The sequence below is a fragment of the Curtobacterium sp. SP.BCp genome (assembly GCF_051903255.1).
Taxonomy (GTDB): Bacteria; Actinomycetota; Actinomycetes; order Actinomycetales; family Microbacteriaceae; genus Curtobacterium.
This window is the reverse complement of the sequence record NZ_CP194338.1, coordinates 590,864-616,966: the sequence shown is the minus strand read 5'-3', so window position 1 is coordinate 616,966 and position 26,103 is coordinate 590,864. Positions and strand designations below refer to the sequence as shown.

Annotated in this window: 29 protein-coding genes; 12 read left to right on the top strand and 17 right to left on the bottom strand. The window is 72.8% G+C overall.

Going from position 1 to position 26,103, the window contains the following annotated elements:
- The first annotated feature begins 33 nt into the window (after positions 1 to 33).
- The gene (locus tag ACRQ4C_RS03185; RefSeq protein WP_290132863.1) at positions 34 to 507 is read left to right on the top strand and encodes a MarR family winged helix-turn-helix transcriptional regulator; all 474 of its coding nucleotides are present in this window, start codon (positions 34 to 36) and stop codon (positions 505 to 507) included.
- Between the two features lie 11 nt (positions 508 to 518).
- Here ACRQ4C_RS03185 and ACRQ4C_RS03180 read toward each other — a convergent pair whose 3' ends face one another.
- Both ACRQ4C_RS03180 and ACRQ4C_RS03175 read right to left on the bottom strand, forming a co-directional pair.
- Complete coding sequence (locus tag ACRQ4C_RS03180) at positions 519 to 1,157, bottom strand: TrmH family RNA methyltransferase (RefSeq protein ID WP_439690095.1); 639 nt, start codon at positions 1,155 to 1,157, stop codon at positions 519 to 521.
- 10 nt (positions 1,158 to 1,167) lie between these two features.
- Positions 1,168 to 1,893 (bottom strand): TetR/AcrR family transcriptional regulator, encoded by a 726-nt coding sequence (locus ACRQ4C_RS03175; protein ID WP_439690094.1) that lies wholly within the window; start codon positions 1,891 to 1,893, stop codon positions 1,168 to 1,170.
- A gap of 195 nt (positions 1,894 to 2,088) precedes the next feature.
- Here ACRQ4C_RS03175 and ACRQ4C_RS03170 point away from each other — a divergent pair, with 195 nt between their 5' ends.
- Positions 2,089 to 2,886, top strand: a complete 798-nt coding sequence (locus tag ACRQ4C_RS03170; RefSeq protein ID WP_058725198.1) for an HAD-IIA family hydrolase — start codon at positions 2,089 to 2,091, stop codon at positions 2,884 to 2,886.
- Positions 2,887 to 2,893: 7 nt separating this feature from the next.
- The gene (locus ACRQ4C_RS03165; protein ID WP_439690093.1) at positions 2,894 to 3,691 is read left to right on the top strand and encodes a methyltransferase domain-containing protein; all 798 of its coding nucleotides are present in this window, start codon (positions 2,894 to 2,896) and stop codon (positions 3,689 to 3,691) included.
- A gap of 21 nt (positions 3,692 to 3,712) precedes the next feature.
- On the opposite strand, the gene ACRQ4C_RS03160 is transcribed toward ACRQ4C_RS03165, so the two are convergent.
- Positions 3,713 to 4,591, bottom strand: a complete 879-nt coding sequence (locus tag ACRQ4C_RS03160; RefSeq protein WP_439690092.1) for a lysostaphin resistance A-like protein — start codon at positions 4,589 to 4,591, stop codon at positions 3,713 to 3,715.
- A 23-nt stretch (positions 4,592 to 4,614) separates the two neighbouring features.
- On the opposite strand from ACRQ4C_RS03160, the gene ACRQ4C_RS03155 reads away from it, so the two are divergent.
- The gene (locus tag ACRQ4C_RS03155; RefSeq protein ID WP_290132868.1) at positions 4,615 to 5,304 is read left to right on the top strand and encodes a metal-dependent transcriptional regulator; all 690 of its coding nucleotides are present in this window, start codon (positions 4,615 to 4,617) and stop codon (positions 5,302 to 5,304) included.
- A 375-nt stretch (positions 5,305 to 5,679) separates the two neighbouring features.
- Here ACRQ4C_RS03155 and ACRQ4C_RS03150 read toward each other — a convergent pair whose 3' ends face one another.
- Together ACRQ4C_RS03150 and ACRQ4C_RS03145 are read right to left on the bottom strand one after the other, a co-directional pair.
- Positions 5,680 to 6,969 carry a sodium:proton exchanger gene (locus ACRQ4C_RS03150; protein ID WP_439690091.1) on the bottom strand — a complete coding sequence of 430 codons (1,290 nt, stop codon included), beginning with the start codon at positions 6,967 to 6,969 and terminating at the stop codon, positions 5,680 to 5,682.
- A gap of 363 nt (positions 6,970 to 7,332) precedes the next feature.
- On the bottom strand, positions 7,333 to 7,977 hold the full coding sequence (locus ACRQ4C_RS03145; RefSeq protein ID WP_290132870.1) for a HEAT repeat domain-containing protein: 645 nt from the start codon (positions 7,975 to 7,977) through the stop codon (positions 7,333 to 7,335).
- A gap of 112 nt (positions 7,978 to 8,089) precedes the next feature.
- Between ACRQ4C_RS03145 and ACRQ4C_RS03140 the strand changes: the two genes are divergently transcribed.
- Positions 8,090 to 9,043: an aldo/keto reductase gene (locus ACRQ4C_RS03140; protein ID WP_439690090.1), complete on the top strand. Its 954-nt coding sequence runs from the start codon at positions 8,090 to 8,092 to the stop codon at positions 9,041 to 9,043.
- A gap of 243 nt (positions 9,044 to 9,286) precedes the next feature.
- Here the strand turns inward: ACRQ4C_RS03140 and ACRQ4C_RS03135 are convergent, their stop codons facing one another.
- Positions 9,287 to 11,548, bottom strand: coding sequence for a septum formation family protein (locus ACRQ4C_RS03135; protein ID WP_439690089.1), 2,262 nt, complete (start codon positions 11,546 to 11,548; stop codon positions 9,287 to 9,289).
- Positions 11,545 to 12,096 carry an orotate phosphoribosyltransferase gene (gene pyrE, locus ACRQ4C_RS03130; RefSeq protein ID WP_290132873.1) on the bottom strand — a complete coding sequence of 184 codons (552 nt, stop codon included), beginning with the start codon at positions 12,094 to 12,096 and terminating at the stop codon, positions 11,545 to 11,547. The genes ACRQ4C_RS03135 and pyrE overlap by 4 nt, the downstream gene beginning before the upstream one ends.
- 88 nt (positions 12,097 to 12,184) lie before the next feature.
- On the opposite strand from pyrE, the gene ACRQ4C_RS03125 reads away from it, so the two are divergent.
- Positions 12,185 to 13,843, top strand: coding sequence for a hypothetical protein (locus tag ACRQ4C_RS03125; protein ID WP_439690088.1), 1,659 nt, complete (start codon positions 12,185 to 12,187; stop codon positions 13,841 to 13,843).
- 83 nt (positions 13,844 to 13,926) lie between these two features.
- Complete coding sequence (locus ACRQ4C_RS03120) at positions 13,927 to 15,273, top strand: peptidoglycan DD-metalloendopeptidase family protein (protein ID WP_439690087.1); 1,347 nt, start codon at positions 13,927 to 13,929, stop codon at positions 15,271 to 15,273.
- A gap of 251 nt (positions 15,274 to 15,524) precedes the next feature.
- On the opposite strand, the gene ACRQ4C_RS03115 is transcribed toward ACRQ4C_RS03120, so the two are convergent.
- From ACRQ4C_RS03115 to ACRQ4C_RS03095, 5 genes are read right to left on the bottom strand one after another with little or no spacing between them, the layout of a single operon-like run.
- Positions 15,525 to 16,121, bottom strand: coding sequence for a hypothetical protein (locus ACRQ4C_RS03115; RefSeq protein ID WP_439690086.1), 597 nt, complete (start codon positions 16,119 to 16,121; stop codon positions 15,525 to 15,527).
- On the bottom strand, positions 16,118 to 16,750 hold the full coding sequence (locus ACRQ4C_RS03110; protein WP_439690085.1) for a hypothetical protein: 633 nt from the start codon (positions 16,748 to 16,750) through the stop codon (positions 16,118 to 16,120). The genes ACRQ4C_RS03115 and ACRQ4C_RS03110 overlap by 4 nt, the downstream gene beginning before the upstream one ends.
- Complete coding sequence (locus tag ACRQ4C_RS03105) at positions 16,747 to 17,118, bottom strand: hypothetical protein (protein WP_290132878.1); 372 nt, start codon at positions 17,116 to 17,118, stop codon at positions 16,747 to 16,749. Before ACRQ4C_RS03105 ends, ACRQ4C_RS03110 begins: the two co-directional genes overlap by 4 nt.
- Positions 17,115 to 17,306, bottom strand: a complete 192-nt coding sequence (locus ACRQ4C_RS03100) for a DUF2273 domain-containing protein (protein WP_058725186.1) — start codon at positions 17,304 to 17,306, stop codon at positions 17,115 to 17,117. The genes ACRQ4C_RS03105 and ACRQ4C_RS03100 overlap by 4 nt, the downstream gene beginning before the upstream one ends.
- Positions 17,303 to 17,746: an Asp23/Gls24 family envelope stress response protein gene (locus ACRQ4C_RS03095; protein ID WP_290132879.1), complete on the bottom strand. Its 444-nt coding sequence runs from the start codon at positions 17,744 to 17,746 to the stop codon at positions 17,303 to 17,305. Before ACRQ4C_RS03095 ends, ACRQ4C_RS03100 begins: the two co-directional genes overlap by 4 nt.
- A gap of 86 nt (positions 17,747 to 17,832) precedes the next feature.
- Here ACRQ4C_RS03095 and ACRQ4C_RS03090 point away from each other — a divergent pair, with 86 nt between their 5' ends.
- Positions 17,833 to 18,669, top strand: a complete 837-nt coding sequence (locus ACRQ4C_RS03090) for an exodeoxyribonuclease III (protein WP_439690084.1) — start codon at positions 17,833 to 17,835, stop codon at positions 18,667 to 18,669.
- Positions 18,670 to 18,858: 189 nt separating this feature from the next.
- Here ACRQ4C_RS03090 and ACRQ4C_RS03085 read toward each other — a convergent pair whose 3' ends face one another.
- The gene (locus ACRQ4C_RS03085) at positions 18,859 to 19,782 is read right to left on the bottom strand and encodes an AEC family transporter (protein ID WP_290132881.1); all 924 of its coding nucleotides are present in this window, start codon (positions 19,780 to 19,782) and stop codon (positions 18,859 to 18,861) included.
- An 81-nt stretch (positions 19,783 to 19,863) separates the two neighbouring features.
- Here ACRQ4C_RS03085 and ACRQ4C_RS03080 point away from each other — a divergent pair, with 81 nt between their 5' ends.
- The 3 genes from ACRQ4C_RS03080 (at position 19,864) to ACRQ4C_RS03070 (ending at position 21,828) form a co-directional block, all read left to right on the top strand.
- Positions 19,864 to 20,451 carry a nitroreductase family protein gene (locus tag ACRQ4C_RS03080; RefSeq protein ID WP_290132882.1) on the top strand — a complete coding sequence of 196 codons (588 nt, stop codon included), beginning with the start codon at positions 19,864 to 19,866 and terminating at the stop codon, positions 20,449 to 20,451.
- A gap of 63 nt (positions 20,452 to 20,514) precedes the next feature.
- On the top strand, positions 20,515 to 20,928 hold the full coding sequence (locus ACRQ4C_RS03075; protein WP_290132883.1) for an acyl-CoA thioesterase: 414 nt from the start codon (positions 20,515 to 20,517) through the stop codon (positions 20,926 to 20,928).
- A 141-nt stretch (positions 20,929 to 21,069) separates the two neighbouring features.
- Positions 21,070 to 21,828 (top strand): HAD-IIB family hydrolase, encoded by a 759-nt coding sequence (locus ACRQ4C_RS03070; RefSeq protein WP_290132884.1) that lies wholly within the window; start codon positions 21,070 to 21,072, stop codon positions 21,826 to 21,828.
- Between the two features lie 223 nt (positions 21,829 to 22,051).
- Here ACRQ4C_RS03070 and ACRQ4C_RS03065 read toward each other — a convergent pair whose 3' ends face one another.
- Together ACRQ4C_RS03065 and ACRQ4C_RS03060 are read right to left on the bottom strand one after the other, a co-directional pair.
- Complete coding sequence (locus ACRQ4C_RS03065; protein WP_290132885.1) at positions 22,052 to 22,675, bottom strand: phosphoribosylanthranilate isomerase; 624 nt, start codon at positions 22,673 to 22,675, stop codon at positions 22,052 to 22,054.
- A gap of 43 nt (positions 22,676 to 22,718) precedes the next feature.
- Positions 22,719 to 23,771: a serine/threonine-protein kinase gene (locus ACRQ4C_RS03060; RefSeq protein ID WP_439690083.1), complete on the bottom strand. Its 1,053-nt coding sequence runs from the start codon at positions 23,769 to 23,771 to the stop codon at positions 22,719 to 22,721.
- A 194-nt stretch (positions 23,772 to 23,965) separates the two neighbouring features.
- On the opposite strand from ACRQ4C_RS03060, the gene ACRQ4C_RS03055 reads away from it, so the two are divergent.
- Positions 23,966 to 24,169, top strand: coding sequence for a DUF2945 domain-containing protein (locus ACRQ4C_RS03055; protein WP_439690082.1), 204 nt, complete (start codon positions 23,966 to 23,968; stop codon positions 24,167 to 24,169).
- A gap of 17 nt (positions 24,170 to 24,186) precedes the next feature.
- Here ACRQ4C_RS03055 and ACRQ4C_RS03050 read toward each other — a convergent pair whose 3' ends face one another.
- Positions 24,187 to 24,882 carry a DedA family protein gene (locus tag ACRQ4C_RS03050; protein WP_439690081.1) on the bottom strand — a complete coding sequence of 232 codons (696 nt, stop codon included), beginning with the start codon at positions 24,880 to 24,882 and terminating at the stop codon, positions 24,187 to 24,189.
- A gap of 51 nt (positions 24,883 to 24,933) precedes the next feature.
- Positions 24,934 to 26,076, bottom strand: coding sequence for an ROK family transcriptional regulator (locus ACRQ4C_RS03045; protein WP_439690080.1), 1,143 nt, complete (start codon positions 26,074 to 26,076; stop codon positions 24,934 to 24,936).
- Between the last annotated feature and the right edge of the window lie 27 nt (positions 26,077 to 26,103).

The following is a 26,103-nucleotide window of genomic DNA, read 5'->3' as shown; positions in this document are numbered from 1 at the left end:
TCCTGAGCAAGTGCGAGCAGGTAGCGTGTCGACGTGGACTTCACCGACGACGAACTCGCGACCTGGTCGTCACTCGCGACGCTGCTCGAGCGACTCCCCGCCGCACTCGACGCCCAGCTGCAACACGACAGCGGCCTGACGCACTTCGAGTACGGGGTCCTCTTCGCGCTCGACAGCGCTCCCGATCGCGCGCTCCGACTGAGCACCCTCGCGGCGTACGCCAGCTGCACGCTGTCACGCCTGTCGAGGGCGGTGACACGGTTGCACCGGCAGGGTTGGGTCGAACGGGTGGTCGACCCGACCGACGGCCGGTTCACCCTCGGCGTCCTCACCGACACCGGACACGCACAGGTCCTGGCAGCGACCCCCGGGCATCGCGCGCTGGTCAGGCGCCTCGTCTTCGACACCATCGGCGAGCGGGAGGCGCAGCACCTGGGTGCAGCCGCACGTGCCGTCGCCGAGGCGATCGGCCCGGCGCCCGTGTGGGCACCCGGACGACCCACCTGAACGGACGGACCTCAGTCCGCGATCGCGTGCTGCACGATCCAGCTGTGCATGACGATCGCAGCGGCGGCCGAGGCGTTGATGCTCCGCGTCGACCCGTACTGGGTGATCTCGAGGTGTGCGTCCGCCCCGGCCACGGCCTCGGCGGTCAGCCCCGGGCCCTCCTGGCCGAAGAGGAACACACAGCGCTCCGGGATCGCCGCGGTCTCGATGCGTTCGGCACCGTCGGTGTTGTCGATCGCGACGACCGGCCGCCCCTCGGCGTGCATGGCCTCGAGGAACGCCGCGACGTCCGGGTGGTACCGGACGTGCTGGTACCGGTCGGTGACCATCGCGCCGCGCTTGTTCCAGCGGCGGCGCCCGATGATGTGCACGGTGCCGGCGAGGAACGCGTTGGCGCTCCGCACGATCGACCCGATGTTGAGGTCGTGCTGCCAGTTCTCGATCGCGACGTCGAACGCGTGGCGGCGGGTGTCGAGGTCGGCGACGATCGCCTCCATCGACCAGTACCGGAAGCGGTCGACGACGTTGCGGGGGTCGCCGTCCGCGAGGAGCTCCGGGTCGAGCCGGGGATCGTCGGGCCACGGCTCGGGGTGGGGGCCGACGCCGTTGGTCGTGCGCTCGTGGGAGGGCTCGGGCTGGGCGGCGGTCACGCCCTCCAGACTAGGACGCGCGTGACGCTGCGACCCGCGCCTCGATGCCGGCGAGCAGCACCTCGACGCCGAGCGTGAAGCGGTCGTCGTACGAGTGCGACCCGAGGATCTCCCCCACGAGCGCGTGCCGCTCCGGCCGGCCGGCCTCGGACGAGCCCCGGCCGACGAGGACGCCGACGTGCCCGACCACGAAGTCGTAGACCACGAAGAACGCGTACATCGCCTCGCGGTCCGGCAAGCCGGCATCCTGGAGCGCCGAGACGACGGTCCGGACGACGCCGTCCGACTCGGTCGAGGCGAGCGGCGCGTGCTGGCTGTGCGACTCGAGGACGAGCGGGTGCGTCGTCATGAGGTCGCGGAAGGTGCAGGCGAAGACCCGGACGACCTCGCGCCAGTCCGACGGCCACACGAACGTCGACGCGAACTCGTCGACGGTGCGTCGGACGAGCTCGGCGTGCAGGTCGTCGAGACCGCCGATCGTCCGGTGCACGGTCATCGGGGCCACGCCGAGCGCCGCCCCGAGCGCGCGGAAGGAAAGCCGGTCGAGCCCCTCCTCGTTCGCGATCCGGGTCGCGGCGTCGATCACCTGCTCGCGCGAGAGCACGTTCGGACGACCGCGTCGTCGCCGCGGCGCCACCTCGGCCTCGCCGACGGACGCGTTCCCGGCAGCACCGGAGACGGCACCATCAGCAGCGGGTCGGGGGGTGGCGGCGTGGGCGAGGGGGTCGACGAGCACGGTGGGACTCCTTGATCCAGTACGTGTACCGAAAAGCCTAGGGCAAAAGCGAGTGTCATTCGGTGACTCGACCATCCCGGGAACCGACGCCGACGCGCAAGAGCCGATCCGTGCCTCCCGGCCTGCTCCCAGCCCGTGCCGGGCGCGACCGCACGCGCAGCCGGCGCGACCATCCGCTCGCACTAGGGTGAGGCCATGGCAACCCGCGACGAGGTCGAGTGCTGGCTGACGGACATGGACGGCGTGCTCGTCCACGAGAACCAGGCCCTGCCCGGGGCACCGGAGCTCATCCAGCAGTGGCTCGACGAGGGCACCGAGTTCCTCGTCCTGACGAACAACTCGATCTTCACGCCGCGCGACCTGAGCGCCCGGCTCCGCGGTTCGGGCCTGCACGTGCCCGAGGAGCGCATCTGGACGAGCGCGCTCGCGACCGCGGACTTCTGCCGGTCCCAGATGCCCGGCGGCTCCGCCTTCGTGATCGGCGAGGCCGGCATGACCACGGCACTGCACGAGGCCGGCTTCATCATGACCGAGACCGCCCCCGACTACGTGGTCGTCGGCGAGACACGGAACTACTCGTTCGAGGCGATCACCAAGGCCGTGCGGCTCATCCGCGACGGCGCGCGGTTCATCGTCACCAACCCCGACGCGACCGGCCCGAGCGCCGAGGGCGTCCTGCCGGCGACCGGTGCGATCGCCGCGATGATCGAGAAGGCCACCGGCAAGCAGCCGTACGTCGTCGGCAAGCCGAACCCGATGATGTTCCGCTCCGCGATGAACCGCATCGGGGCGCACTCCGAGAACACCGGCATGATCGGCGACCGCATGGACACGGACGTCCAGGCCGGCATCGAGGCCGGGCTCCACACCGTGCTCGTGATGACGGGCATCAGCGACCAGGCCGAGATCGAGAAGTACCCGTTCCGACCGAGCGAGGTCATCTCCGGCGTACACGAGCTCGTGCGCACCGAGCCGTTCGAAGTCGAGATGTAGGAGCACCGTGCGTTGGGACCCGGACCGCTACGCCGCCTTCGCGGACGACCGCGCACGCCCCTTCCACGACCTGGTCGCGCAGGTCGCGTGGTCGGCGGGCGACGGCCGGGAGGCACCGCGTCGCGTCGTCGACCTCGGTTGCGGCCCCGGGACCCTCACCGCCACCCTCGCGGCCCGCTGGCCGGGCGCGCAGGTGGTCGGGATCGACAGCTCCGCGGAGATGCTCGCCACGGCGCCGTCGGACGTCCCCGGGCTGGCGTTCGAGCTCGGCGCGATCGAGGACTGGACGCCGGGCGCGACGGACGACGTCGTCGTGACGAACGCCGCGCTCCAGTGGGTGCCGTCGCACGTCGAGCTCCTGCCGCGGTGGTTCGCCGCGATGCCGTCGGGCGGGTGGTTCGCGATGCAGGTGCCGGGCAACTTCGACTCCCCGTCGCACGCGCTCATGCGGTCGGTCGCGGCCGACGGACCGTGGGCGCCCGCGCTCGACGGCGTGCTGCGAGCCGATCCGGTCCTCGACCCGGCGGGTTACCTCGGGCTCATGCTCGACGCCGGACTCGAGGCCCGGGCGTGGGAGACGACGTACGCGCAGCTGCTGTCCGGCGACGACCCGGTGCTCGCGTGGGTGCGGGGCACGGGGCTGCGGCCCGCCGTCGCCGCCCTCGACGCCGCGGACCCGACGGGTGCGCTGACGACCGCGTTCACCGAGCGGTACGCCGCCCTGCTGCGTACCGCGTACCCGGCCGGACCGCACGGCACGGTGTACCCGTTCCGCCGGGTGTTCGCGGTGGGCCGCAAGCGCTGACGCGTCGTTCGCCGCTGCGCGTCAGACCGACTGGAGGCGCGGCTCGCCACCGCGCACGACGAACGCCGCCATCGGGGGCACCCCGACCCACCGCCGCCGTGTACGACGTGGGCGGTCGTCCCGCCACGCCACCATGCCGCCCGCGACGATCCCGAACGCGAGCAGGCCGAACGAGAACAGGCCGATCACCCCGGCGACCGTCAGCGCCGAGAGGTCGGACGGGTCCGCCGTGGTCGAGTAACCGATCGACCCGAAGTCCCAGAACGCGTGCAGCAGCACGGGCGCGAGCAACGACCCGGTCAGCCGTCGCGCGACGTACAGCGTCGAGCCGAACGACGCCGCGAACACGACCTGCAGGAGCGTGGGCCCGACACCGGCTCCGGCGAGGATGTTCAGCAGGTGCAGCAGCCCGAACAGCACGCACGACACCGCCCACACCGCGAACTCGGGCAGACGTCGACGCAGCCCGACGAGCAGGACGCCCCGGGTCATCAGCTCCTCGAAGACGCCGACGAACAGCACCCCGACCGTGAGCAGCAGGAAGTACCGGACGGGCAGCGCACTCCAGTCCACGAGCGGCAGCCGCACGAGGCAGACGAGGAGGACCCCGAGCGGCGCGATCATCGTCCAGCGCAGGGGCGTCCGGGTGGGGTCGACGGTCGCGATCCGCCACCAGCCGAGCGCGGTGACGACGACGGCGAGCGCCGCGACCGCGATCCCCTCCGGCACGACGAGGGAGCGGACGACGCTGTCGACCGTCTGCCCGAGACTCGGGTAGTCGTCGCTCGGGCGGGCCCGGACCGCGCTCACCACGGCGAAGACGACGAGGGGCGCGACGCCGACCAGCAGCGAGGGGGGAACCGGCCAGCGCCGTCTGCGAGCAGGGGCTGCTGACGTCACCCTTGCGTTTGTACCATTGACGCATGCGGCTTCCCTCCCTCAGCACCATGGCCGAGGACTACGTGAAGCTCATCTGGAAGGCGGGCGAGCGCGGCGGTGCCGGTCTGGCGACGCGCGACATCGCGGCGGCGCTCCGGGTCTCGGCCTCCACGGTGTCGGGCAACCTCCGGAAGCTCGACCGCGACGGCCTGATCGAGCACACCCCGTACTACGGCGTCGTCCTCACGCCGCTCGGGCAGCAGGTCGCGGTGGCGATGGTCCGCCGACACCGGCTGATCGAGACGTTCCTGGTCCAGCGGCTCGGGTACGGCTGGGACGAGGTGCACACCGAGGCCGAGGCACTCGAGCACGCGGTGTCGGAGACCTTCCTCGACCGCGTCGACGCCGACCTGGGGCACCCGACGCACGACCCCCACGGCGACCCGATCCCCCGCGCGGACGGCTCCGTGCCGGACTCTCCCGGGGCGCTCCTGGGCACTGTGACACCGGGCACGTGCGGCACGGTGGACCGGGTGTCGGACGACGATCCCTCGCTCCTGCGGTACTTCGACGAGCTCGGGGTGGCGCTCGGCACGCACCTCCGGGTCGAGCAGGTCCGGGACTACGCGGGCGTCATCGCGGTGGCGCGCCGCTCCGCCGACGGCTCGGAGTCCCTCGTCGACCTGCCGGCCGCCGCCGCGACCGCCATCTGGCTCGCCCCCGACGACGACTGACCGGCGCGGTCCGCCCGTCCGACCCCGCCCCGCTTCGTCCGGTCCCGCCCCGCGCTGGTGGCTCGACGTGCCGCTCACGTCCGCCCTGGTCGCACGACAGGCCGCCCCCGCGCGCGCGACCCGACACGTTCTGTGACCACGCGCCGGGCCCCCCGCACGTCCCCGCCGGACGGGAGGCGCGGGGTCAGCCCGCGCCGCGCATCCCGTCCGACCCCGCGCTGGTCGCACGACGTGCTGCTCACGTCCGCCCTGGTCGCATGACATGCCGCGCGGGCGTCCACAAGCCGACACGTTCTGCGACCAGGCACCCGGCGTGACGGCCGCGGCACCCGGCGTGACGGCCGCAGCACCCGCAGCGCGCGAGCGAGCCCGGCGTCAGCCGCGCGCCACCACCGACTGCCGCCGGAACGGCGCGGCCAGGGTCGACGCGATCTCCCGCCGGTTGATGCAGAACACGACGACCGCCGCGACGAGGTGCACGATGCTGAGCACCCACCGCCCGCTCGTGTCCGTCACCACGAACTGGACCGCGAAGAGCGCCACGAGCGCGATCGCCGACCACCGGTGGAACCGCAGCGCGATGATGATGGCCACGCCGAGCACGGTCTGCGAGGCGGTGAGCATGAACTCCTCGACCTGCCGACCGTCGAGCGGCAGCCCGCCCGTGGTCCCGCCGCCGAGCACGTGCGCGATCGGCAGCGACCCGACGAGCAGCGACCACTGGTTCACCTTCGAGGCGATGAGCGTCCCGATCGCCGCACCGCCCATCCCGCGCAGGGCGAAGAGCGCGGCGACGATGAACTCCGGCGCCTCGGTCGCGAGCGGTGCGAGCCACTGCACGAGGAAGTAGCTGTCGATGCCGAGCGCGCTGCCGGAGGACACGAGGGCCTCGGCGAAGGGCTCCGCGGACGACAGGATCACCGCGGCCGCGACGACGAACAGCGCGACGATCGTCCATCGACGCGCACGGGTCGGCATCGCGGCGATGTTGCCCGCCATGCCGACGAGTTCCTCGTCGTCGTCATCGTCGGACACCTTCGACGCGCGCCACAGGTAGGCGACGAACGCGGCGAGGAGCACGAACCCGAACCACAGCGGGATCGACCCGAACAGCGGGATGAGGAACGCCACGACCGCCAGGAGCGCGAGGAACCCGATGTCGAGCCGTGACGACTGCTCGAGCTGCAGCACCCGCGTGGCCGACGCGGGCAGCGAACCGGCGCGCACGTACCGCCGGGTGACGAGCAGCGAGATGACCACGACGAGCGGCCAGCCGAACCCGAGCAGCAACCGGTTCGAGCCGGTCATGTTGGCGGCGGCGAACTGCTCGAACGCGGGGTCGGAGCCGGAGCGGAACGCGTAGAACAGGTCGACCGCGTACTCGGGCAGCACGGCGATGAGCGCGAGGATCGCGATGGCCAGGGCACCCGCGATGTCCTTCTGCGCGGCCTCGGCTGCCCAGGCGAGCAGGAACGAGGCAGCGACGACCGCGCCGCCGAAGACGAGCAGGTCGACGACGGGGTTCGGCGCGGAGCCGGTCAACCGGAAGACGACGGCGGGCAGTGCGAGGACGACGCAGATCGCGATGCGTCCCCAGGCGCTGCGGCCCATGCGGGCGGGCGGTGCGGCGGCGTCGACGACGCGGACGGGTGAGGTGTCGATCACAGGGTGGTCCCTTGGTCGGGCCGCACCGATCGCGCAGGGGTGGGGAGCGCTTCGGCACGGCGGAACGGCCGAAGGTCTCGCTCGCCCGCCGGGTGGGACCGGCAGGTGGTGCACCGGGCCGATCGTCGTGATGGCCAGTGTGTCGATGCACGCGCTGGGAGCTACTCCCCTTCGACACCCACCTTGGCCGGTGTCGTTCCCGACGCGCAAGCCGATCCGAGGGTTTCGAGACGCCGAATCCGCGGGTTCCGGCGCCCGCCCAGCGCTGGTGCGGACGGCCGGGAGGCGCGTGGCGGCGCCGCCACGCACCTCCCGGCCGCCATCCGCTCACGTCGGCGGCCGTCGCGCTCGCTGCGGGTCGCGTCAGCCGGATGCGCGCTTGCTGCGTCCCAGCGCCATCTCGCGTCGCGCGCGCTCCAGCGCGAGCGAGGACGCGGCGTCCGGGTCGTGCAGCAGCCGCTCGGTGTCGGCGACGTGTTCGCGCACCGACTCGCCGCGTCGCGCGGCGGCGTCCGCGAGGACCGGCGCGACGACGTCCTCACCGAGGGACACCAGCGCGCGACTGAGGGCCAGGCGGCGGTCCCGGTCGCCCTCGCCGAGTTCCCGGGCGAGCCGTCGGGCCAGCGCGGGTCGTTCCCCCTCGGGGGCGAGGACCGCGGCGGCACGCCAGGCCGTTCGCCGGACACCGGGGTCGGTGTCGCCGATCCGGTCCGCGACCTCGGCGTACACGGACCCGTCGCGGATCTTCGACAGCGTGTGGAGCGCCTGCGACCGCGCCTGCGCTTCCGGACGGTCGAGCTCGGCGACGAGCCGTGGCACGACGACCTCCGCCGGCAGCCGGACGAGCGACCACGTCAGGGCCTCGCGGACCTGCAGGTCGGGGTCGACCGCGCACTGCTCGAGGAGGACGTCGAGGTCGGCCGGGTCCGCCGCGGTGCCGGCCGCCATCACGGCGCGGAGGCGCGCGGAGGAACGGGGGTCGGCGAGGTGGTCGGTCAGCGTGCTCATCCCCTCATGCAACACTGCGAAGCCCCTGGCCGGGCGACAGGCGGCCGGGCATAGCGTGGGAGTGTCGCGGCCGTCACCGTGACCGCGACGACCAGACCACGAAAGGACCACCATGCCCCGCATCGGTACCAGCGACCTCACCGTGTTCCCCCTCGCACTCGGCGGCAACGTCTTCGGCTGGACGGCCGACGAGCAGACTTCGCACCGGGTACTCGACGCGTACACGGGCGCCGGTGGGGACTTCGTGGACTCGGCCGACGTGTACTCCGCCTGGGCGCCGGGCAACAGCGGCGGTGAGTCCGAGCGGGTCATCGGTTCGTGGCTCCGCGCCTCGGGCAAGCGCGACGACGTCGTCATCGCGACGAAGGTGTCGCAGCACCCGGAGTTCCAGGGCCTCTCGGCGTCGAACGTCGCAGCGGCTGCCCGGGCCAGCCTCGAACGGCTCGGCACCGACCGGATCGACCTGTACTACGCGCACTTCGACGACGAGTCGACCCCGCTCGAGGAGACCGTCCGGGCGTTCGACCAGCTCGTGCGCGAGGGCCTCGTCCGGTTCACGGCGATCTCGAACTACTCGCGGGAGCGCGCCGAGGAGTGGATCCGCATCGCGGACGAGCACGGCCTCGCGAAGCCGGTCGCGATCCAGCCGCACTACAACCTCGTGACGCGGGAGCCGTACGAGTCGGACATCGCGCCGCTCGCCGCCGCCGAGCACCTCGGGGTGGTGCCGTACTTCGCCCTCGCCGCCGGGTTCCTCACCGGGAAGTACCGCTCGGAGGAGGACTTCGCCGGCAAGGACCGCGAGGGGCAGGTGTCGGGCTACTTCTCGGACGAGGGGCTCGCGGTCGTCGACGCCCTCGACACGATCGGCCGGGAGCACGGCGTGGAGATCGCGACCGTGGCCCTGGCGTGGCTCCAGGCACAGCCGGACGTCGTCGCGCCGATCGCCAGCGCGCGGAACACCGACCAGCTGCCGGCGCTGCTCGCGTCGGCGGAGCTCGAGCTCAGCGCGGAGGAGCTGCGCACCCTGTCGGACGCGTCCGCGAAGGTCCCCGCCGCACGTTGACCGCGGCGGCGGCGCCCCGCGCTGCCGCTGCTGGACGACGTCGCCGCTGTCGTACGACGAAGGCAACGTCGTTCGTCGCGCACGCGGGCAACCCGAGCGGGCACGGAGCGACTCCGCGGTGGTCGTACGACGACGACCGCGTCATTCGACAGCCGCGCTCCCAGGCTCGTCGCTCCAGCGCCGCTGACGCCGGCCGCGCGACGACGCCGACGGCGAACGCACGCTCGACGCCGCCCGCGCCGCCTACGCCGCGGGCGCGAGCGACCCCGTGAGCTCCTGCCCCGACGACCGCGTGACGAAGCACGAGATGAACGTGTCGCCCTGCTGCCACGTCGACTCGTCCGGCGCGTAGGCCCCCTGGACCTGCACGTCCCCGACCGAACCCGCCGCGGCCGTGTCCAGCGCCGCCGAGGTCTGGCACTGCTCCGCAGCCTGCGCCGCGAGTGCGTCCGCCCCCGGGTACGCGTCCGCCTGGACGGGCAGCCGTGCGGTGAGCTGCGCCGCGTGCGGCGTCGCGCAGTCCACGACCGTGAAGGTCTGCGCCCACGCGTTCGTGAACGGCGACAGGCACTCCCCGCCCGCGAGGTCCGTCCACGCGTGCTCGCCCGGAGCCGCCGGCGTGGTCGCGAACTGGAGCCCCGTCGCGGGCGTCTGCGCCTGCTCGGCCTCGGCGGAGGGCGTCGACGACGGCGCCGCGGACTGCGCGGCGGCGGTCGGTGACTTCGTGGGTGGGACGAGGTGGTCGGCGACCGTGTTGCCCATGATCCACTTCGCGAAGAGGAACACGAGGACGAGCAGCACGACGATGAGGACGATCGCGCCGCCGATGAGGAGCTGCTTGCCGCGCGTCCCCTCGCCCTGCAGCTTCGCGAACTGCTGGTTGATGAGCCCCTGCTGGGACGGCGACGGCGTCGGGGTCTCCGGTGCGCGGCTCGCGGGAGCGGCGGCCGAGGACGACCGGACCGCGGGCATCATCGCCGTGCCGGTGTCGTGCGGGTCGTAGCCGGTCGTGCCGAGCTGGTCGACGGCGGCGGTCCCGAAGAGGTCCTTGATCGCGCTCGTGTCGCTCGTCTCGCGGTCGGTCCACTCCGACTGGTCGATGTCCTCCGGGCGCCCCGCTGCTGCTGCGGGGTCGGTCGTCGCGGCGGGCTCCGGGTCGGGGCGGTCCTCCGGAGCGGAGAGCAGTCCGTCGAAGTCCTGCCCGACCGCGGGCGGGAGGTGCGCCGGGTACGACTCGGGGGTCGGCTCGACGAGCGGCGGGGCGGCGGTCGGCGACACGGCGTCGTCGGGTTCGGCCCACCACGGCGTCGCGGACGCGGAGCGTGGCGGCTCGAAGGCGACGGTCGGGGTCTCCTCGGCCTCGTCGGAGAGCGACCACCTGGTCGTGGCGGCCCCGTCCGCTGCCGGCTCGGCAGGGGTCGGGTCGGCAGGCGCCGGCTCGGCAAGCGCCGGCTCGGCAGGGGTCGACGGTCGCGTCGGTTCGACCGGGAGGCCCGTGGCCGCGTCCGGTACGGAGAGTCGCGTCGTCGGGGCGTCCGGCTCGGATCCCGTCGGTGCGGCGGCCGCAGCCCCGGCAGCGACCGCACCGGCAGCGCCGAGTGCGGCGGCGGTCGGCAGTCCGGGCGCCGCGGTGGGGACCGCTCCGGTGGCGACCTCGTCCTCGTCCTCCGCCTCGTCCTCCGCCTCGTCCGCGAGCGTCCACGACCCAGCCGTGTCGTACGCCTCGGAGGTCAGCGTCGTCGGGACCTCGCCCGTCTCGTCGTCGTGCACGGCCCAGTCGAACGGACGGTCCGACCCGGCAGCCGCGTCGTCGTCGGAGGACGACTGCACCCGCAGCAGGTCGGTGAAGCTCGGCGGCTCGTCGGCGGAGGGCAACGCGTCCTCGACACCGAGTGGCTGGCGGGCCATCGGCTCGCCGACCGTCACCGTTCCCGTGCCGGTGCCGGTCGCACGGCCGAGCCAGTCGACGTCGTCGCGGCCGGTCCCGGTGGGGTCGGTCCGCCGGCGTTCCTCGTCGAGCGCCCGGGCCTCGGCGGCGCGGGCGTCCCGGTTCGACTGCGCGGTCGGCAGCTGGATCGAGCTCGGGTGCGCCTGCTGCGACGGCGCACGGAGCTCCTCGGGCATCGAGATCGCCTGCGTGGCACCGGCGTCGCCCGCCGCCTCGTCACGCGCGGTCGCCTCGTCACGCGCCGCCGCCTCGTCACGCGCAGCCGCCTCGGCCGGGCTCGTGTCCGCGCCGGCGGATTCCTCCTCCGAGGGCGCCGTGAACGGCTCGGGCAGCGGCGCACCGGTCTCCTGCGCGGCCTTGATGGCCTCGCGACGCTCCCGTCGGGACGGCCACTCGTCGGCCGAGCGGGGAGCGCCGAAGATGTCCGCGGCACTGCGGAGACCGTGGAACGGAGCGTCCGCTTCCGACGCGCGCCGTGCCTCCAGGCCGTCGTCCCCGTCTCCGGGACCGGCGGTGTCCTCGGGGCCCTGCGCGTCGTCCGGACGCTCCCCGGTCACGCGGACAACCCCAGGTCGGCCAACCCGATGGCGGCGTAGTAGGGGTATCCGGCGGCCTCGATCTTCTCCTTGGCGCCGGTGTCGCGGTCGACCACGACGGCGACCGCGGCGATGATCGCGCCCTCACGCTCGAGCGCCTCGGCCGCCTTGAGCGGCGAGCCGCCGGTGGTCGAGGTGTCCTCGAGCACGATGACGCGCTTGCCACGGACGTCGGGGCCCTCGACCTGACGGCCGCGACCGTGGTCCTTCGGCTCCTTGCGGACGACGAAGGCGTCGTACGCGAGGCCACGGGCGGCGGCCTGGTGCAGCACGGCGCTCGCGATCGGGTCGGCTCCCATGGTGAGGCCGCCGACGGCGGCGACGTCCGGGACCTCGGCGATGAGGTCGGTCATCACCTGCCCGATGAGGGGTGCCACACGGTGGTCGAGGCTGACCTTCCGCAGGTCGATGTAGTACGACGCCTGCTTGCCGCTGGTCAGGGTGAAGTCGCCGTGGAACACGGCATCGGCCTTGATGTGGTCGATCAACTGGTCACGCACGTCAGTCACAGCGCACCAGAGTAGCCGGTCGGGGTGATCGGGCGCTCCTGTGCACCTGGGCGGCCCCCGCCGAGGCGCGCTCGGTACGCTCCGGAGCATGCCCCGCTCCGCACCGCCGCCAGCCGTCGAGGCGGGCAGCGCGGCCACCGCGGGCAGGTGGGTCGCGATCGGCCGGGAGGCACTGGGCGCCCTGGTCGCGCTGGCCCTGTCCGTCATCGCGTTGCGGCACGTCGTCGCCACACCGCGGGTCGCGTTGCTCTGGTACGACGGCGACTCGGTGCTCCTGCCGCTGGTCCGGCGCTCGCTCGACGCCGGGCAGCCGTTCGAGTGGGCGATGTCCCCCGCGCTGTTCTTCTTCCCCGAGCTGCCGGTCTACCTGCTCTGCTCGGTGGTGACGGCGACCCCGCAGCAGGCGCTCGCGCTGAACGGCGTGCTCGTGCTCCTCGCCGTGTACGCACTGCTCCGCGCGGCGGCGAACGAGCTCATGCCCTCGGCCGGACGTCCGGCACGGATCGCAGTGTCCGGGCTGGCGCTCGCGTTCGTCACGGCGCTCGTCCTGACCGAGTCGACCGCGACGGCCACCTCGCTCGAACTCGCGTCGCTGCTCCTCACGACCACCTACTACTACGGCGCCGTGCTGGCGATGCTCGCGACCGCCGTGCTCGTGCTCCGGGCAGTGCGGACCGGACGGGCATCGGTCCCGGTCCTCGTCACGCTCGGCCTCGTCGCGGCGCTGACGACCGCGTCGAACCCGCTGTACGTGCCGTGGTCGGCCGGCCCGGTCATCGTGACACTCGGGCTGCTCGCACTCGCACGCCGGGTGCCGTGGCGGCCGGCCGGGCTGCTCGGCGGGGTGCTCGTCGTCGGCTCCGTGGTCGGGTACCTCGTGCGGATCCCGCTGCGCCCGTTCGTGTCGCTCGACCCGTCCACCTACGTTCACCCATCGCGGGCGTTCGACACCCTGGCGTTCTTCGCGCAGCTCACCGACGACCGGGCGGCCACCGCGGCGGGCGACGCCGGGCTGCTCCTGCTCTTCGTCGGGGTCCTGCTCGCCGTTGGTGGCACGGTGTGGGCCTGGCGGATCCGGACCTCCCGCACGGTGCTCGTCGCCACGGTGCTGCCGCTCGTGACCGTGGTCGCAGTGTCCGTCGGGGTCGTGGTCGCCGGGTCGGAGACCCCGCGGTACCTCGAGCCGATCGTGACCGCGCCGCTCCTGGCGTTCATCGCGGTCGCCGAACTCACCCGGACCGCCGTCCGCGCGACCCGGGTCCACCGACCGTCACGGGCGGTCCGTACGGTCCTCGCGATCGGTGCGGCGGCCGTCCTCGTCGCGGGGGTGGCTGCCGTCCCGGGGACCGTCCGCACCGTGTCGGACGCCCGCTACTCCGCCGCCGGCTGCCTCGATCGCTGGGCAGCGGGGCGGGACGTCACCGGGGTCGGGCAGTTCTGGACGGTGCGGCCACTCGCGACCTACGCGGCGCCGAACGTCGAGCTGCTGCAGGTCCGGGACACGTTCGACACCTACCCGTGGTTGGTCGACCTCGGCGCCTACCGCGGGGCCCGACCGACCTTCGTGGTCATCGGCTCCGGGGACGTCTGGACCCGGGCCGTGGAGGACTCGCTCGGCGCTCCGGCGTCGATCACGCACTGCACGGGCTTCGACGTCTACGACTACGCGGGGACCGCGGGCGCGGCCGTCCTCCGGGACCGGGTCGTGCAGAGCGCGGAGCAGACCCTGCGCGACCGGGGCTTCTGAGCTCCACCCTGTCGCGCGGTGTTCCATCCACAGCGGCGCGCCCGCGACCCGATCTGCCTGTACGGATGTATAGGCTTCCCCCTGTGACCCGCGCCACCAGCCCCCGACCCCGCCGGACCCTCCCGCTCCGCCTCGCCGTCACCGGTCTGGCGCTCGCGGGACTCGTCGGCACCGTCGTGCTGGACGCCCCGGCGGCGCAGGCGAAGACCTACCCGTCGTGGGACGACCTGCTCGCCGCCCGTGGCAAGGAATCCGAGAAGCAGACGCAGATCACGAAGATCCGCGGCATCATCGACGGGCTGTCCGACGACCTCGAGGAAGCCCAGGCAGAGGCCCAGCGCCTCGGTGACGAGTTCCAGGAGGCGCAGTCCGCGGCGCAGCGACAAGCGGAGACGGAACAGAAGCTCCGCGCCGAGGCCGACGAGCACGCCGAGACCGCCGAGCAGAGCGCCGCCCAGGCCGGGCAGCTCGCCGCCCAGATGGCTCGCTCCGGCGGAGCGGACGTCACCGCGTCGGTCGTCGGCAGCTCGGAGGACGCCTCCGACCTGCTCTACAACCTCGGCGCCCTGAGCAAGCTCTCCGAGCAGGCCGAGCGCGTCGAGGCCGCCGCCTCCGCGGACGCCTCCGTCGCGCGGTCCCTCACCGCACAGGCCGACCGCGCGGCCAAGAAGCTCGACGAACTCGCTGACGAGGCGAAGGAACGGATGGACGTCGCGCAGGCCGCGTCCGACAAGGTCCAGGCAGCGTACGAGGAACAGCAGTCGAACAAGGCCCGGCTCGACGCACAGCTCGCGACCCTGACATCGGGTCGTGTCCGGTCCGAGAAGGAGTTCGCGAAGGGCGAGGCGATCCGCAAGGCGGCGGAGGAGAAGGCTGCACGCGAAGCTGCCGCCCGCGCCGCTGCTGCCGCGGCCGCTGCAGCCGCCGCGGCGAACAGCGGCGGTTCGTCGGGTGGGGGCTCCGGTGCCTCCGGCGGGTCGAGCGGCGGGTCCTCGGGCGGCTCCGTGGGGTCCGGCTCGGGTACGGGCTGGGTCCGACCGGCGAGCGGCGGCATCACGAGCCCGTACGGCTACCGTGTGCACCCGATCCACGGCGGCGTCATCTTCCACGACGGCGTCGACCTCGGCAGCCCGTGCTCGTCGGCCATCGTGGCGGCGGCCGCCGGGACGGTCGAGTACGTCGGCTGGTACGGCGGCTACGGCAACTACGTGCGGATCTCCCATGGCGGCGGGATCACGACCGCGTACGGCCACATCGTGAACGGCGGCTTCCGGGTGTCGCCCGGGCAACGCGTCTCGGCCGGGCAGCTCATCGCGCTCGTGGGCTCCACGGGGAACTCGACCGGGTGCCACTCGCACGTCGAGGTCCACACGGGCGGCGCCACGATCGACCCCGTGCCGTTCCTCCGCGCTCGCGGCGTCGGCATCTAGCGGACCCGCGCGGCCGCGCACCGGCGGCGCTCTCGCGTCTTCGCGCTCTCGCGCTCTCGCGTCTTCGCGCTCTCGCGCTCTCGCGTCTTCGCGCTCTCGCGTCTTCGCGCTCTCGCGCGTTCGCGCTCGCACAACCAAAGGCACCTCGAACCGCGCGCATCCGCGGTTCGAGGTGCCTTCGGTTGTGCGCCACCAATCCGCACCGGCACCCGCGCCGGCACCGGCACCGACGCCCGCACCGGCACCTGGCGTCAGTGCACGCGGTCCGGCTTCCCCGACCCGACGCCCCCGCGGGCGATCTCGAGCAGGACCGGCAGCCGCTCGCCGAGCAGCGCGTCGAGGTCAGCGACGACCGCCTCGACCCGCTCGGCGAGCTCACGCGGCCCGGCCCCGCGACGAGGACGCACCCGGATCCGGACGGCACGGCGACCACGTACCCGGTAGACGTCCACGGCGAGCGACGCCACCTGCGGCAGCGCACCGATCGCCGACGAGAGGGCGTGCTGCACGGCCGCGGCATCGATCCGCACCGATCCCGCGACGCCGTCGGCACCACCGTCGTCCTGCACCACCGTGCCGGTCCGTCCGCCGCCGAGCGTGCTGAGCACCACGAGCGCGAGCACCCCGACGACGACCGCGCCGCCGAGGACCGCGGTCCACGCGACGAGCGACGCTTCCTCGGCCGCGCGGGTGCCGAGGTCGGTCAGGCCCGGTCGTGCGAGGTCGTGCCAGATGCCGGCGGCGGCCGGGACGGTCTGCACGAGGACGGCTCCGGCTCCCGCGACGAGCAGGGCGAGCCCGACGACGACGAGGGCGATGCGTCCGACGACGCGGTTCGTGGCGTTCACCCGTCCACCCTCCCGGTCGGCTGCACCCGGACGTGCGGTGTCACGGTGGGCTGCGCCGCGACGGCGTCGAGCTCCCGCCGGACGGCCTCGGTGGCGTCGAGCACGGGCACGTCCACCCCGGCGGCAGGCCGCAGCACCACTTCGACGGTCCGGCGTCCGACGGTGCCGACGGCGGCGTCCGGCCCGAGGCGCGTGGCGGAGCGGGCTGCACGGGCGGCCGCGGACGCGAGCACCTCGTCGTCGACGACCACCGCGAGCCGGTCGGACGGCAGGGTGTGACGGGGTCGGCGCTGCGGCAGGAGTCCGCGGAGCAGGAAGGTCAGCCCGACGAGGACGACGATCGCGCCGACGGTCACCACCACGGTCGTGTCGAGGCCGTCCGGTGCCCGCACGGCCGTGTCGACGAGGGCTCGGGGGTCGACACCGGCCACGCGTTGGCCGAGCAGGACGACGGCGGCGGCGAAGACCACCGCAGCGGCGAGCAGCACGGTGAGCAGCATCGCGACGACGACGGTGCCCGAGCGCGACGCGGAGGTCTCGCGGCGGAGGACCCGTCGGTACACCCGCTCGTTCCCCGCCGACGACGCGTCGAGTCCGCGGGCCGCGCTGGCGTCCGGAGCCGCGCTCACCGCACCCTCCTCGGCGTGTCGACGACCGACGATCCGTATGTCACGTCGACGCGGTCGACCTGCCGCCCGGTGATCGTGTGCAGCCGCTCGGCGATCGTTCCGCGGGCGCGGTGTGCGGTCCGCAGCACCGGCTCGGACGGGACGGTGCCGGATCCGAGCGCGGGCACGACGAGCGGGGCCGTTATCTCGACCGCGAGCGAACCGTGCCCGTCGTCGGCGATCCGGGCACGGACCTCGCGGAGGGGTGCACGGAGCGCCTCGGAGGCGACCGCCTGCGCGGTGTGGACGAGTGCGGCGGGACCGATGCGGTCCCACCCGGGCACGACGCCGCCGCTGCCGGTCCCGCCGGCGACGACGGCGCCGGTCACGACGAGCTCCGGCGTCCGCGCAGCACGTCGACGAGTCGGCGCACGTCGAGGTCGCCGCTCACGATCCGACCGACGAGGGCCCCGACGAGCATGAACACGGCGACGACGACGAACGCCCAGAACCCGAGCGTCACGGCGACGATCGCGAGGACCGCCCCGACGCCCGCCCCGACGACGGTCCCGTTCATCGCACGCGACCCTCGGAGTCCTCGGTCGCGGCCGGCAGCCCCGGGATCTCGACGTCGTTGATCGCGACGTTGACCTCGGTGACCTCGAGCCCGACGAGGTCGGTGACCGCGGCGGTGACGGCTTCGCGCACGGCAGAGGCGACCTGCATCATCGGCACGGGGTACTCGACGACGATCGTGATGTCGACCGCCGCCTGGGTCTCGCCGACCTCGACGCGGACGCCCTGCCCGAGGTCGCTCGACCCGATGGCGTCCCGGATCGCTCCGAACGCGCGCGCCGCGTTGCCACCCAGGGCGTGCACGCCGGGCACGTCGCGCGCGGCGATGCCGGCGACCTTCGCCACGACGGCGTCGTCGATGAGGGTCTTGCCCTTGGTGGTCACCTGCGTCGTCGTGGTCCCGGTGGTGGTCCCGTCGACGCGGTCCGTGGTGGATGCCATGGGTGGTCTCCGATCTGATCCGCTGATCCGGTGGTGCACCCCAGCGAACACCATCCCACCGGGGAGGGACCGGTAGGTTCGGACCCATGCGCGTGGCGACCTGGAACGTGAACTCCGTCCGCACCCGAGTGGGGCGGATCGTCGACTGGTTGGTGCGCGAGGACGTCGACGTCCTCGGCATGCAGGAGATCAAGTGCAAGCCGGAGCAGTTCCCGACCGAGGCGTTCGAGGCCGCGGGCTACCAGGTCGAGGCGCACGGGCTGAACCAGTGGAACGGGGTCGCGTTCGCCAGCCGGCTGCCGATGGAGGACGTCACGCGGGACTTCCCCGGCCAGCCGGGCTTCCTCAAGGGCGAGGAGGGGCCGGACCTCCCGGTCGAGGCCCGCGCGATCGGCGTGACGGTCGACGGCGTGCGCCTCTGGAGCCTCTACGTGCCGAACGGCCGCGAGCTCGGCGACCCGCACTGGACGTACAAGCTCGACTGGCTGGCACAGCTCGCCGACCGCACGTCGGAGTGGCTCATCGAGGACCCGAACCTCCCCCTCGCGCTGATGGGCGACTGGAACGTGGCGCCGTTCGACCGGGACGTCTGGGACATGGCGGTGTTCGAGGGCGCCACCCACGTCAGTGAGCCGGAGCGCGCGGCGTTCCGGGCGTTCGAGGAGCGCGGCCTGCAGGACGTGGTGCGTCCGATCGTCCCCGACGGCTACACCTACTGGGACTACAAGCAGCTCCGGTTCCCCCGCAACGAGGGCATGCGCATCGACTTCGTGCTCGGCTCGCAGGCGTTCGCGGACGTCGTCACCGACGCGGCGATCCACCGCAACGAGCGGAAGGGCGACGCCCCGAGCGACCACGTGCCCGTGACGGTCGACCTCGACCTCGACACCTCGCTCGACGACGACCGGCCGATGATCTTCTGACGCGCGCGGCGTCGCGAGCGCACGCGGCGTCGCGGGTGCACGCATGTCGCGAGCGCACGCCCACTCGCGGTCCCGCGCACCGAGCGCGTCGCGAGTGCCCGCCCGTTCGCGACCCCACGCCGGCCTGGAGGCACGGTGCGGGCCCGACCCGCGCCTCCAGGCCGTCGGTGGGTCACGCCGGACAGCGCGCTACGGGTGCAGCAGGGCCGCGATCGCCACGAGCACCGGAACCGACCCGACGGTCGAGACGAGCACGACGTCCCGCGCCACCGGCACGGCGGCGCCGTAGCGCTGCGCGTAGTTGAAGACGTTCTGCGCCGACGGCAGCGCCCCGAGCGTGGTGAGCACGAAGACGTCCTGTGCGCCGAGGCCGAACACGTACCGCGCGAACACGAACGCCACGGCGGGCATGACCACGAGCTTGATCGCCGACGCGACGACGACGTCGGTCCGGATCGCCGGGTCCCGCAGCGGTGTCGCGCCGTGCAGGCTCATCCCGAACGAGAGCAGCACCACCGGCACCGCCGCGGCCCCGACCAGGGAGAACGGCTCGAGGACGGGCGCCGGCAGCTCCACGTGCAGCGCACTGCACACGAGCCCGACGAGCGACGCGATGATGATCGGGTTCCGGAACGGCCCGGCGATCCGACGCCCGAGGCTGCCCGAACCGGCCGTCGCGGTGTCGAGGACCGTCAGGGCGATCGGCGCGAGGACGATGAGCTGCAGCAGGATGACCGGGACGACGGCGGTGGCCTGCCCGAGGACGTAGACGGCGACCGGCAGGCCGATGTTGTTCGCGTTGACGTAGCTCGACGCCAGTGCTCCGACCGTCGTCGTCGTGAGCGGACGCCGGAGCACCACCCGGAAGACGATCGCCGCTCCGAGCGCGACCACGAGCGCGCTGACGAGCGACACCCAGAGCACGGGCGAGAGGAGCGCGGCGATGTCGGCGGTCGCGATGGTGTGGAACAGCAGGCACGGCATGAGCACGAAGAACGCGAGTCGGCTCATCACGAACTGGGCGTGCGGACCGAGCAGGCCGGTGCGCCCCACGACGTACCCGGCAGCGATGATCGCGCCGATGATCGCGAACCCGGTCAAGACGCCACCCATCCCGTCCATCCTGGCACCTCGGCTTCATGTGACGTCGTACAGCCGGGAAATGCGAACGCATCGAATACCGTTGACGGCACCATGACCTCGCAGACGCTCACCCGCTCGACCGACTCCAGCCAGCCCCTCGTGCCGCTCCTCGAGGAGCGGTGGAGCCCGCGTTCCTACGACGAGACCGCAACCATCGACGACGCCGCGTTCGACGCCGTCCTCGAGGCTGCACGCTGGGCCGCTTCGGCCATGAACCACCAGCCGCGCCGCTTCATCGCCGGTCGCCGTGGCACCGAGACGTTCCGGAAGATCAACGAGAACCTGCTCGGCTTCAACGCCGCGTGGGCGTTCCGTGCCAGCGCGCTCGTGGTCGGCGTGCTCGAGACCGTCACCGAGGACGGCGAGGAGCGGCCGTTCGCGCAGTACGACCTCGGCCAGTCGCTCGCCGCGCTGACCGTGCAGGCGCACGCCGAGGGCCTGCACGTGCACCAGATGGCGGGCATCGACGCCGAGGGGCTCCGCGCCGCGTTCGACCTGCCGGAGCGATTCCTGCCCTACACCGTGACGGCGATCGGCACGGTCGCGGACCCGTCGCAGCTCGACGACAAGGCCGCCGAGCGCGAGGTCGCGCCGCGCACCCGCCTGCCGCTCGACGAGGTCGTCCTCGTCAAGGAGTAGTCGGCAGCACGTCGTACCGACGGCCGGGTCCGCACGGGCCCGGCCGTCGTAGTATGTACTGACATGCAGAACGCAATGAACTTCTACACCCGCAAGTGGGTCCGCCCCGAGGACCTCAACGCCAACGGCACGCTCTTCGGCGGCAGCCTCCTCCGCTGGATCGACGAGGAGGCCGCGGTCTACGCGATCATCCAGCTCGGCAACGGCAAGGTCGTGACGAAGTACATGTCGGAGATCGTCTTCGTGTCGTCCGCGCGCGAGGGCGACATCGTCGAGATCGGCCTCGTCGCCACCCGCTTCGGCCGGACGTCGCTCACGATGCGGGCCGAGGCGCGCAACCTCTTCACGCACCGCAGCATCCTCACCATCGACGAGGTCGTCTTCGTGAACCTCGACGAGGACGGCAACCCGGCACCGCACGGCTACACGGACATCACCTACGCGCGCGACCGGGTCCCCGCCACGCACCGGGCCTGACCGGCCGCCCGCCGCCCGCCGCACGCTGCACCGCCCACCGGCCGCCGTCCGCTGCCCGCACGTCGCGGTGGTCCGCATCCGATCCGCACCGCTCCCCCGCACGGACCGTCTGCTCGGCCCGACTCTGGCAGGATCGGACCCATGACCACGCCCCACCTCGTCGCCTTCGACCTGGACGACACCCTCGCCCCGTCGAAGTCGCCGCTCGACCCCCGCATGCTCGAGACCTTCGCGTCCCTGCTCGAGGTCGTGCCGGTCGCCGTGATCTCCGGTGGCAACTTCCACCAGTTCGAGCAGCAGCTCGTCACGCCGCTCCGGCACCGCGACGGCCTGACGCTCGACGACCTCCACCTCCTGCCGACCTGCGGCACCCGGTACTACCGCTGGCAGGACGACGACTGGGCACTGCAGTACGCCGAGGACCTCACCGACGAGCAGAAGGCCCGCGCCCTCGCCGCCGTGGAGGACCAGGCGAAGCAGGCCGGCTACTGGGAGACCCGGACCTGGGGTGACATCCTCGAGGACCGTGGCTCGCAGATCACGTTCTCGGCCCTCGGCCAGGCAGCACCGGTCGACGTGAAGAAGCAGTGGGACCCGACCGGCGAGAAGAAGGACCACCTGCGTCGCCTCGTGCAGGAGCAGCTGGCCGACCTCGAGGTCCGCTCCGGCGGTTCCACGAGCATCGACATCACCCGCAAGGGCATCGACAAGGCCTACGGGATGCGTCGGCTCGCCGAGCTCACGGGCATCGCGCTCGACGACATGCTGTTCGTCGGCGACCGCCTCGACCCCGAGGGCAACGACTACCCGGTGAAGGCGCTCGGCGTCCCCTGCCACGCCGTGGAGGGCTGGGAGGACACCGACGCGTTCCTCACGGAGCTGATCCCGACGCTGCGCTGACGCGCACCGGTACGGACGGGAGGCCCGTGGCGGATCCGCCATGGGCCTCCCGTCCGTCCGTCTGGTCGCGTCGCGCGCGAGGCGCGCTGCTCGGTCGCTTCCGCGGGAGCGACAAAACGCGCGCGTCGGGCCGCGCTGCTCTGTCGCTTCCGCGGGAGCGACACGTCGCCACTGTCGCTTTCGCGAACCCGTTGGCGCAGAGCGTCGCGCGCGGGGCGCGGCGTCAAGGGATGCTGCGGACCGCCTCGACGAACGCGCGGATCTTCGCGGCGTCCTTGACGCCGCGCTCGGACTCGACGCCGCTCGACACGTCGACGCCGTCCGGGTCGAGCGCCTCGACCGCGGCAACGACGTTCGCGGGTGTGAGGCCGCCCGCGAGGATCCAGGCCTCGTCCACCTTGCCCGCGATCGTCGAGGGCTCCACGAGTCGACCGCTGCCCGGCACCGCGGCGTCGAGCAGCAGGAGGTCGTGGTCGAACGCGGCACGCTGCTCGGGCGTCTCGCGCAGGTAGTCCTCGGTGCTGACCGCCCGGATCGTGAAGAAGCCGGCGTCACGCGCGCGGGCGAAGTCCGAGACGGATTCGCCCCCGTGGAGCTGGAGCGTGGTCAGTCCGACCGCCGAGGCGATGCCGACGACCTCGTCGATCTGCTGGTCGCGGAACACCCCGACGGCGTCGATGCCCTCGGGCACCCGCTCGACGAGTTCCTTCGCGAGGTCGGCCGTCACCGTGCGGGGGCTGTTCGCGGCGAAGACGAACCCGACCGCGTCGGCGCCGGCGTCCACGGCGGCGTCCACCGTCTCGGGGGTGGAGAGGCCGCAGATCTTGATCCAGCGCTGATCGGTCATGCCGTCCATCCTGCCAGGGCGCACAGACGCGGTCGCACCCGTGTCAGTGCAGCATGCCCGCCAGGTACGACGCCCCGCACGCGGCGAGCAGTCCGAACATCGCGAACCCGCCGAGCAGCACGTTCCGGCGACGCCACCGCTTCACCGAGTCGAACGTGCCCCGCTTGGCGTGTCGGTGTGCGGCACGGTGCAGCTTGTACGCGCGGAGGTGCTTTTCACGGTCGGGGCCCAGCGGCACCGGCCCGGTGATCTGCGTCGACCCGCCGCGCAGTGCGTTCGCCACGGCCACCGCGGTCGGCCGACGCTCGGGGTCCCGGGCCGTCATGCGCTCGAGGAGGTCGCGCCACTCCGATGCGATGCCCTCCGGGACCTCCGGGTCGCGCCGGAGTCGGGCGAGGGCGGCCTCGATGAGCGTGCCGGAGTACTCCTGCTTGCCGGTCAGGGCCTCGAGCAGCACGAGCCCGAGCGAGTAGACGTCCGTCGCGAACCCGATCGGCTCGCCGGCCACCTGCTCCGGGCTGAGGTACGCGGCGGTCCCGATGATCGTGCCGTCGTTGGTGAGCCGGGAGCCGTCGACGAAGTGCGCGACGCCGAAGTCGGTGAGCTTGACGGTCCGCGCGAAGCCGGAGGAGCCCTCGTCGCTGATGAGGATGTTCGCCGGCTTGACGTCACGGTGCACGATGCCGCGGGAGTGCACGTAGGCGAGCGCGTCGGCGAGCTGCGCCCCGAGGTCGGCCACCTCGTAGTTGTGCAGCGCGCCCTCGGCCAACCGCCGGAGCAGCGTCGTGTCGGCGATGAGCTCCATCACGATGAAGCGGTGCGGGCCGTCCTCGAAGTCGTGCGTCCCGGCGTCGTAGAGCGGGATGAGTCCGGGGTGCGACAGCATGCTCAGCAGGCGGATCTCGCGCTCCTGACGGACGCGGTCGGCGGTCGTCATGGTGTCCGGCGTCGCGAACAGCTTCACCGCGACGAGCCGGTAGGTGTGCTCGTCGCGCGCTTCGTAGACGGTGCCCATGCCACCGGTGCCGATGAGCCGCAGGAGGCGGTAGCGGCCAGCGAGGACCGTCTCCGCCCGAGGGCTGTCCAGCAGGGTCATGTGCACGTCATTCCGTCGGGAGTCGGGAGCAGCAGTTGCCTTCGGGTTGACTCACCTCGTACGGTACGCGCCCGCGAACGATCCCGCGGGCTCGTTACGACATCGTGATGGGCCGTACTTCCCTGTGTTCATGCGGCTGCATCGGGTGTACGCATGGGCGGGACAGTTGGACGTTCACGCGCAAGGAGGACACGATGGCGCTGTCGAAGGGTGACGAGGTGCACTGGAACACCTCGCAGGGCAAGACGACCGGCAAGCTGGTCGAGAAGAAGACCAGGGACTTCACGTTCGACGGTCAGGACTTCAAGCCGACCGACGACGACCCGTACTGGATCGTCGAGTCGGAGAAGTCGGGCAACAAGGCCGCCCACAAGGAGTCGGCCCTGACGAAGGCCTGAACCGGTCCCGGTGCGGCTCAGTCGCCGGCCGGGGTGGCGCGGCGCCGCCCGCGAGCACCCTGTCCGGCGCGGGCTCGTCGGACCCGGCGCACGACGAACGTCACGACGACGACGGCGATGGCGACGTAGAGCACCCGGTCGATCCACTCGGTGTACTGCTCGACCTTGTCGTACTGCGTCCCGAACGCCGCACCGAGCAGGACGAGCGCGCCGTTCCAGATCCCGCTCGCGATGATCGTGAAGACCGAGAACGTACCGAGGTGCATGCGGTCCGCTCCCGCCGGGAGCGAGATGAGACTGCGGACGATCGGCACGAAGCGGCCGAAGAACACCGCGCTCTTGCCGTGTCGGTGGAACCAGTCCGCAGCCTTGCGGAAGTCGTCCTCGTCGACGAGCGGCAGCCGACCGAGCAGGCGCACGGTCCGCTCGAAGCCGATGACCGCGCCGAGCCAGTAGAGCACCAGTGCTCCGAGGTAGGACCCGAGCGTCGCCGCGACGAGCACCAGCACGAGGTTCATCTGCCCCGCCCCGGAGAGGAACCCGGCGAGCGGCAGGATGACCTCGGACGGGATCGGCGGGAAGACCGTCTCGACGAAGAGCATGAGCGCGACGCCCCACTCGCCGAGGGCGTCGATGAGCTGCAGGACGAGCCCGGAGAGCCCGCCCATCTCGGGATCGGCGGCAGCCACGGGACGGGGCAGGGCAGTCGTCATCCGCCGATCATCCCTGAGCGGCCTGTCAGACTCCGGCGCGGGACCTGAACGTCAGCCGAGGCCCATGTGCGAGGTCCGCACGTGGGTGAGGGACCGAGCGAGCGCACCTCGCGCCACCGCGTCGCGACCGACCGTCGACGGCACGACCTCGACCGGGTGCCGCAGCTCGGGCGTCACGAGGTCCTGCAGGGCTGCGGCGAAGACGTCTGCGGCGGGCAGGACCTCTCCACCGACCACGACGACCTGCGGGTCGAGCGTCGTGACGAGCTGCACCACGCCCGGGGCCACGTCGGCCGCGAACGCGCGGACGACCTCGACGGACTCGGGGTCACCGTGCCCGGCCGACGCGAAGACCGACTCGAGGTCCGTGCCGGGGGCGATCCGTGCCTCCAGGCGGGTCGGCGCGGACGGCCACCCGGTCGAGGCGAGGCCTCCCATCTCACCCGCCGCGCCGCGCGCCCCGCGCGCCAGCGATCCGTCGACGAGGTAGGACGCTCCGATCTGCCGCCCCATGACGAGGTAGAGCGCGTCGTCGACACCGCGGAACCGGCCCCACATCGCCTCGGCGGTCGCCGCGAGCTTGGCGTCGTTGTCGAAGAAGGTCGCCGCCCCGGGGAAGAGGTCCTGGATGCGGCCGGGCACCCGCGACTCCACCCACTGGGGCACCGCGACCGTGTAGTCGATCGCGCCCGAGCGGTCGACGACCGCCGGCACGCCGAACGTGGCGGCGAGCACCCGGTCGGGTGCGACGCCCTCGGTGAGCCGCTGCACGACGTCCTGCACGCTCGTCCAGGCCTGCTCGGCGCTCGTCAGGTCGGCGTAGCGCTCCTCGACCCGGACGGTCGTCGCGCCCCGGAGGTCCGCGCGCAGACCGACGATGCCGTGCAGCCCGAGGTCCACGCCGAGGACCGCGCCGGCCGACGCGTCGGCGGCGAAGCGCTTGGCCCGACGCCCGGCCTTGTTCGGGGTCGCGATGGCCTCGGCCTCGGCGACCCACCCCTCGTCCACGAGGTCGGCGAGCGCAGCCTCGACCGTCGGACGGGAGAGCCCGACCGTCCGGCTCAGTTCCGTGACCGTCCGGGAGGCGTCCTCGCGGAAGAGCTCGTCGAGGATCGCGCGCGAGTTGATCAGCCGCAGCACACCGGGGGTCGTCCCCACAACGGTGCTCGGGAGCGTTGACACGGTCTCTTCCACGGCCATAGCCTCCATATTACGAAAGAC

Coding starts and splice junctions, on each gene's coding strand:
- ACRQ4C_RS03170 (WP_058725198.1), top strand. CDS start 2,089: ATGGCAACCCGCGACGAGGTCGAGTGCTGGCTGACGGACATGGACGGC.
- ACRQ4C_RS03155 (WP_290132868.1), top strand. CDS start 4,615: ATGCGGCTTCCCTCCCTCAGCACCATGGCCGAGGACTACGTGAAGCTC.
- ACRQ4C_RS03145 (WP_290132870.1), bottom strand. CDS start 7,977: ATGAGCACGCTGACCGACCACCTCGCCGACCCCCGTTCCTCCGCGCGC.
- ACRQ4C_RS03140 (WP_439690090.1), top strand. CDS start 8,090: ATGCCCCGCATCGGTACCAGCGACCTCACCGTGTTCCCCCTCGCACTC.
- ACRQ4C_RS03125 (WP_439690088.1), top strand. CDS start 12,185: ATGCCCCGCTCCGCACCGCCGCCAGCCGTCGAGGCGGGCAGCGCGGCC.
- ACRQ4C_RS03100 (WP_058725186.1), bottom strand. CDS start 17,306: ATGAACGGGACCGTCGTCGGGGCGGGCGTCGGGGCGGTCCTCGCGATC.
- ACRQ4C_RS03095 (WP_290132879.1), bottom strand. CDS start 17,746: ATGGCATCCACCACGGACCGCGTCGACGGGACCACCACCGGGACCACG.
- ACRQ4C_RS03090 (WP_439690084.1), top strand. CDS start 17,833: ATGCGCGTGGCGACCTGGAACGTGAACTCCGTCCGCACCCGAGTGGGG.
- ACRQ4C_RS03085 (WP_290132881.1), bottom strand. CDS start 19,782: ATGGGTGGCGTCTTGACCGGGTTCGCGATCATCGGCGCGATCATCGCT.
- ACRQ4C_RS03080 (WP_290132882.1), top strand. CDS start 19,864: ATGACCTCGCAGACGCTCACCCGCTCGACCGACTCCAGCCAGCCCCTC.
- ACRQ4C_RS03075 (WP_290132883.1), top strand. CDS start 20,515: ATGCAGAACGCAATGAACTTCTACACCCGCAAGTGGGTCCGCCCCGAG.
- ACRQ4C_RS03070 (WP_290132884.1), top strand. CDS start 21,070: ATGACCACGCCCCACCTCGTCGCCTTCGACCTGGACGACACCCTCGCC.
- ACRQ4C_RS03065 (WP_290132885.1), bottom strand. CDS start 22,675: ATGACCGATCAGCGCTGGATCAAGATCTGCGGCCTCTCCACCCCCGAG.
- ACRQ4C_RS03060 (WP_439690083.1), bottom strand. CDS start 23,771: ATGACCCTGCTGGACAGCCCTCGGGCGGAGACGGTCCTCGCTGGCCGC.
- ACRQ4C_RS03055 (WP_439690082.1), top strand. CDS start 23,966: ATGGCGCTGTCGAAGGGTGACGAGGTGCACTGGAACACCTCGCAGGGC.
- ACRQ4C_RS03050 (WP_439690081.1), bottom strand. CDS start 24,882: ATGACGACTGCCCTGCCCCGTCCCGTGGCTGCCGCCGATCCCGAGATG.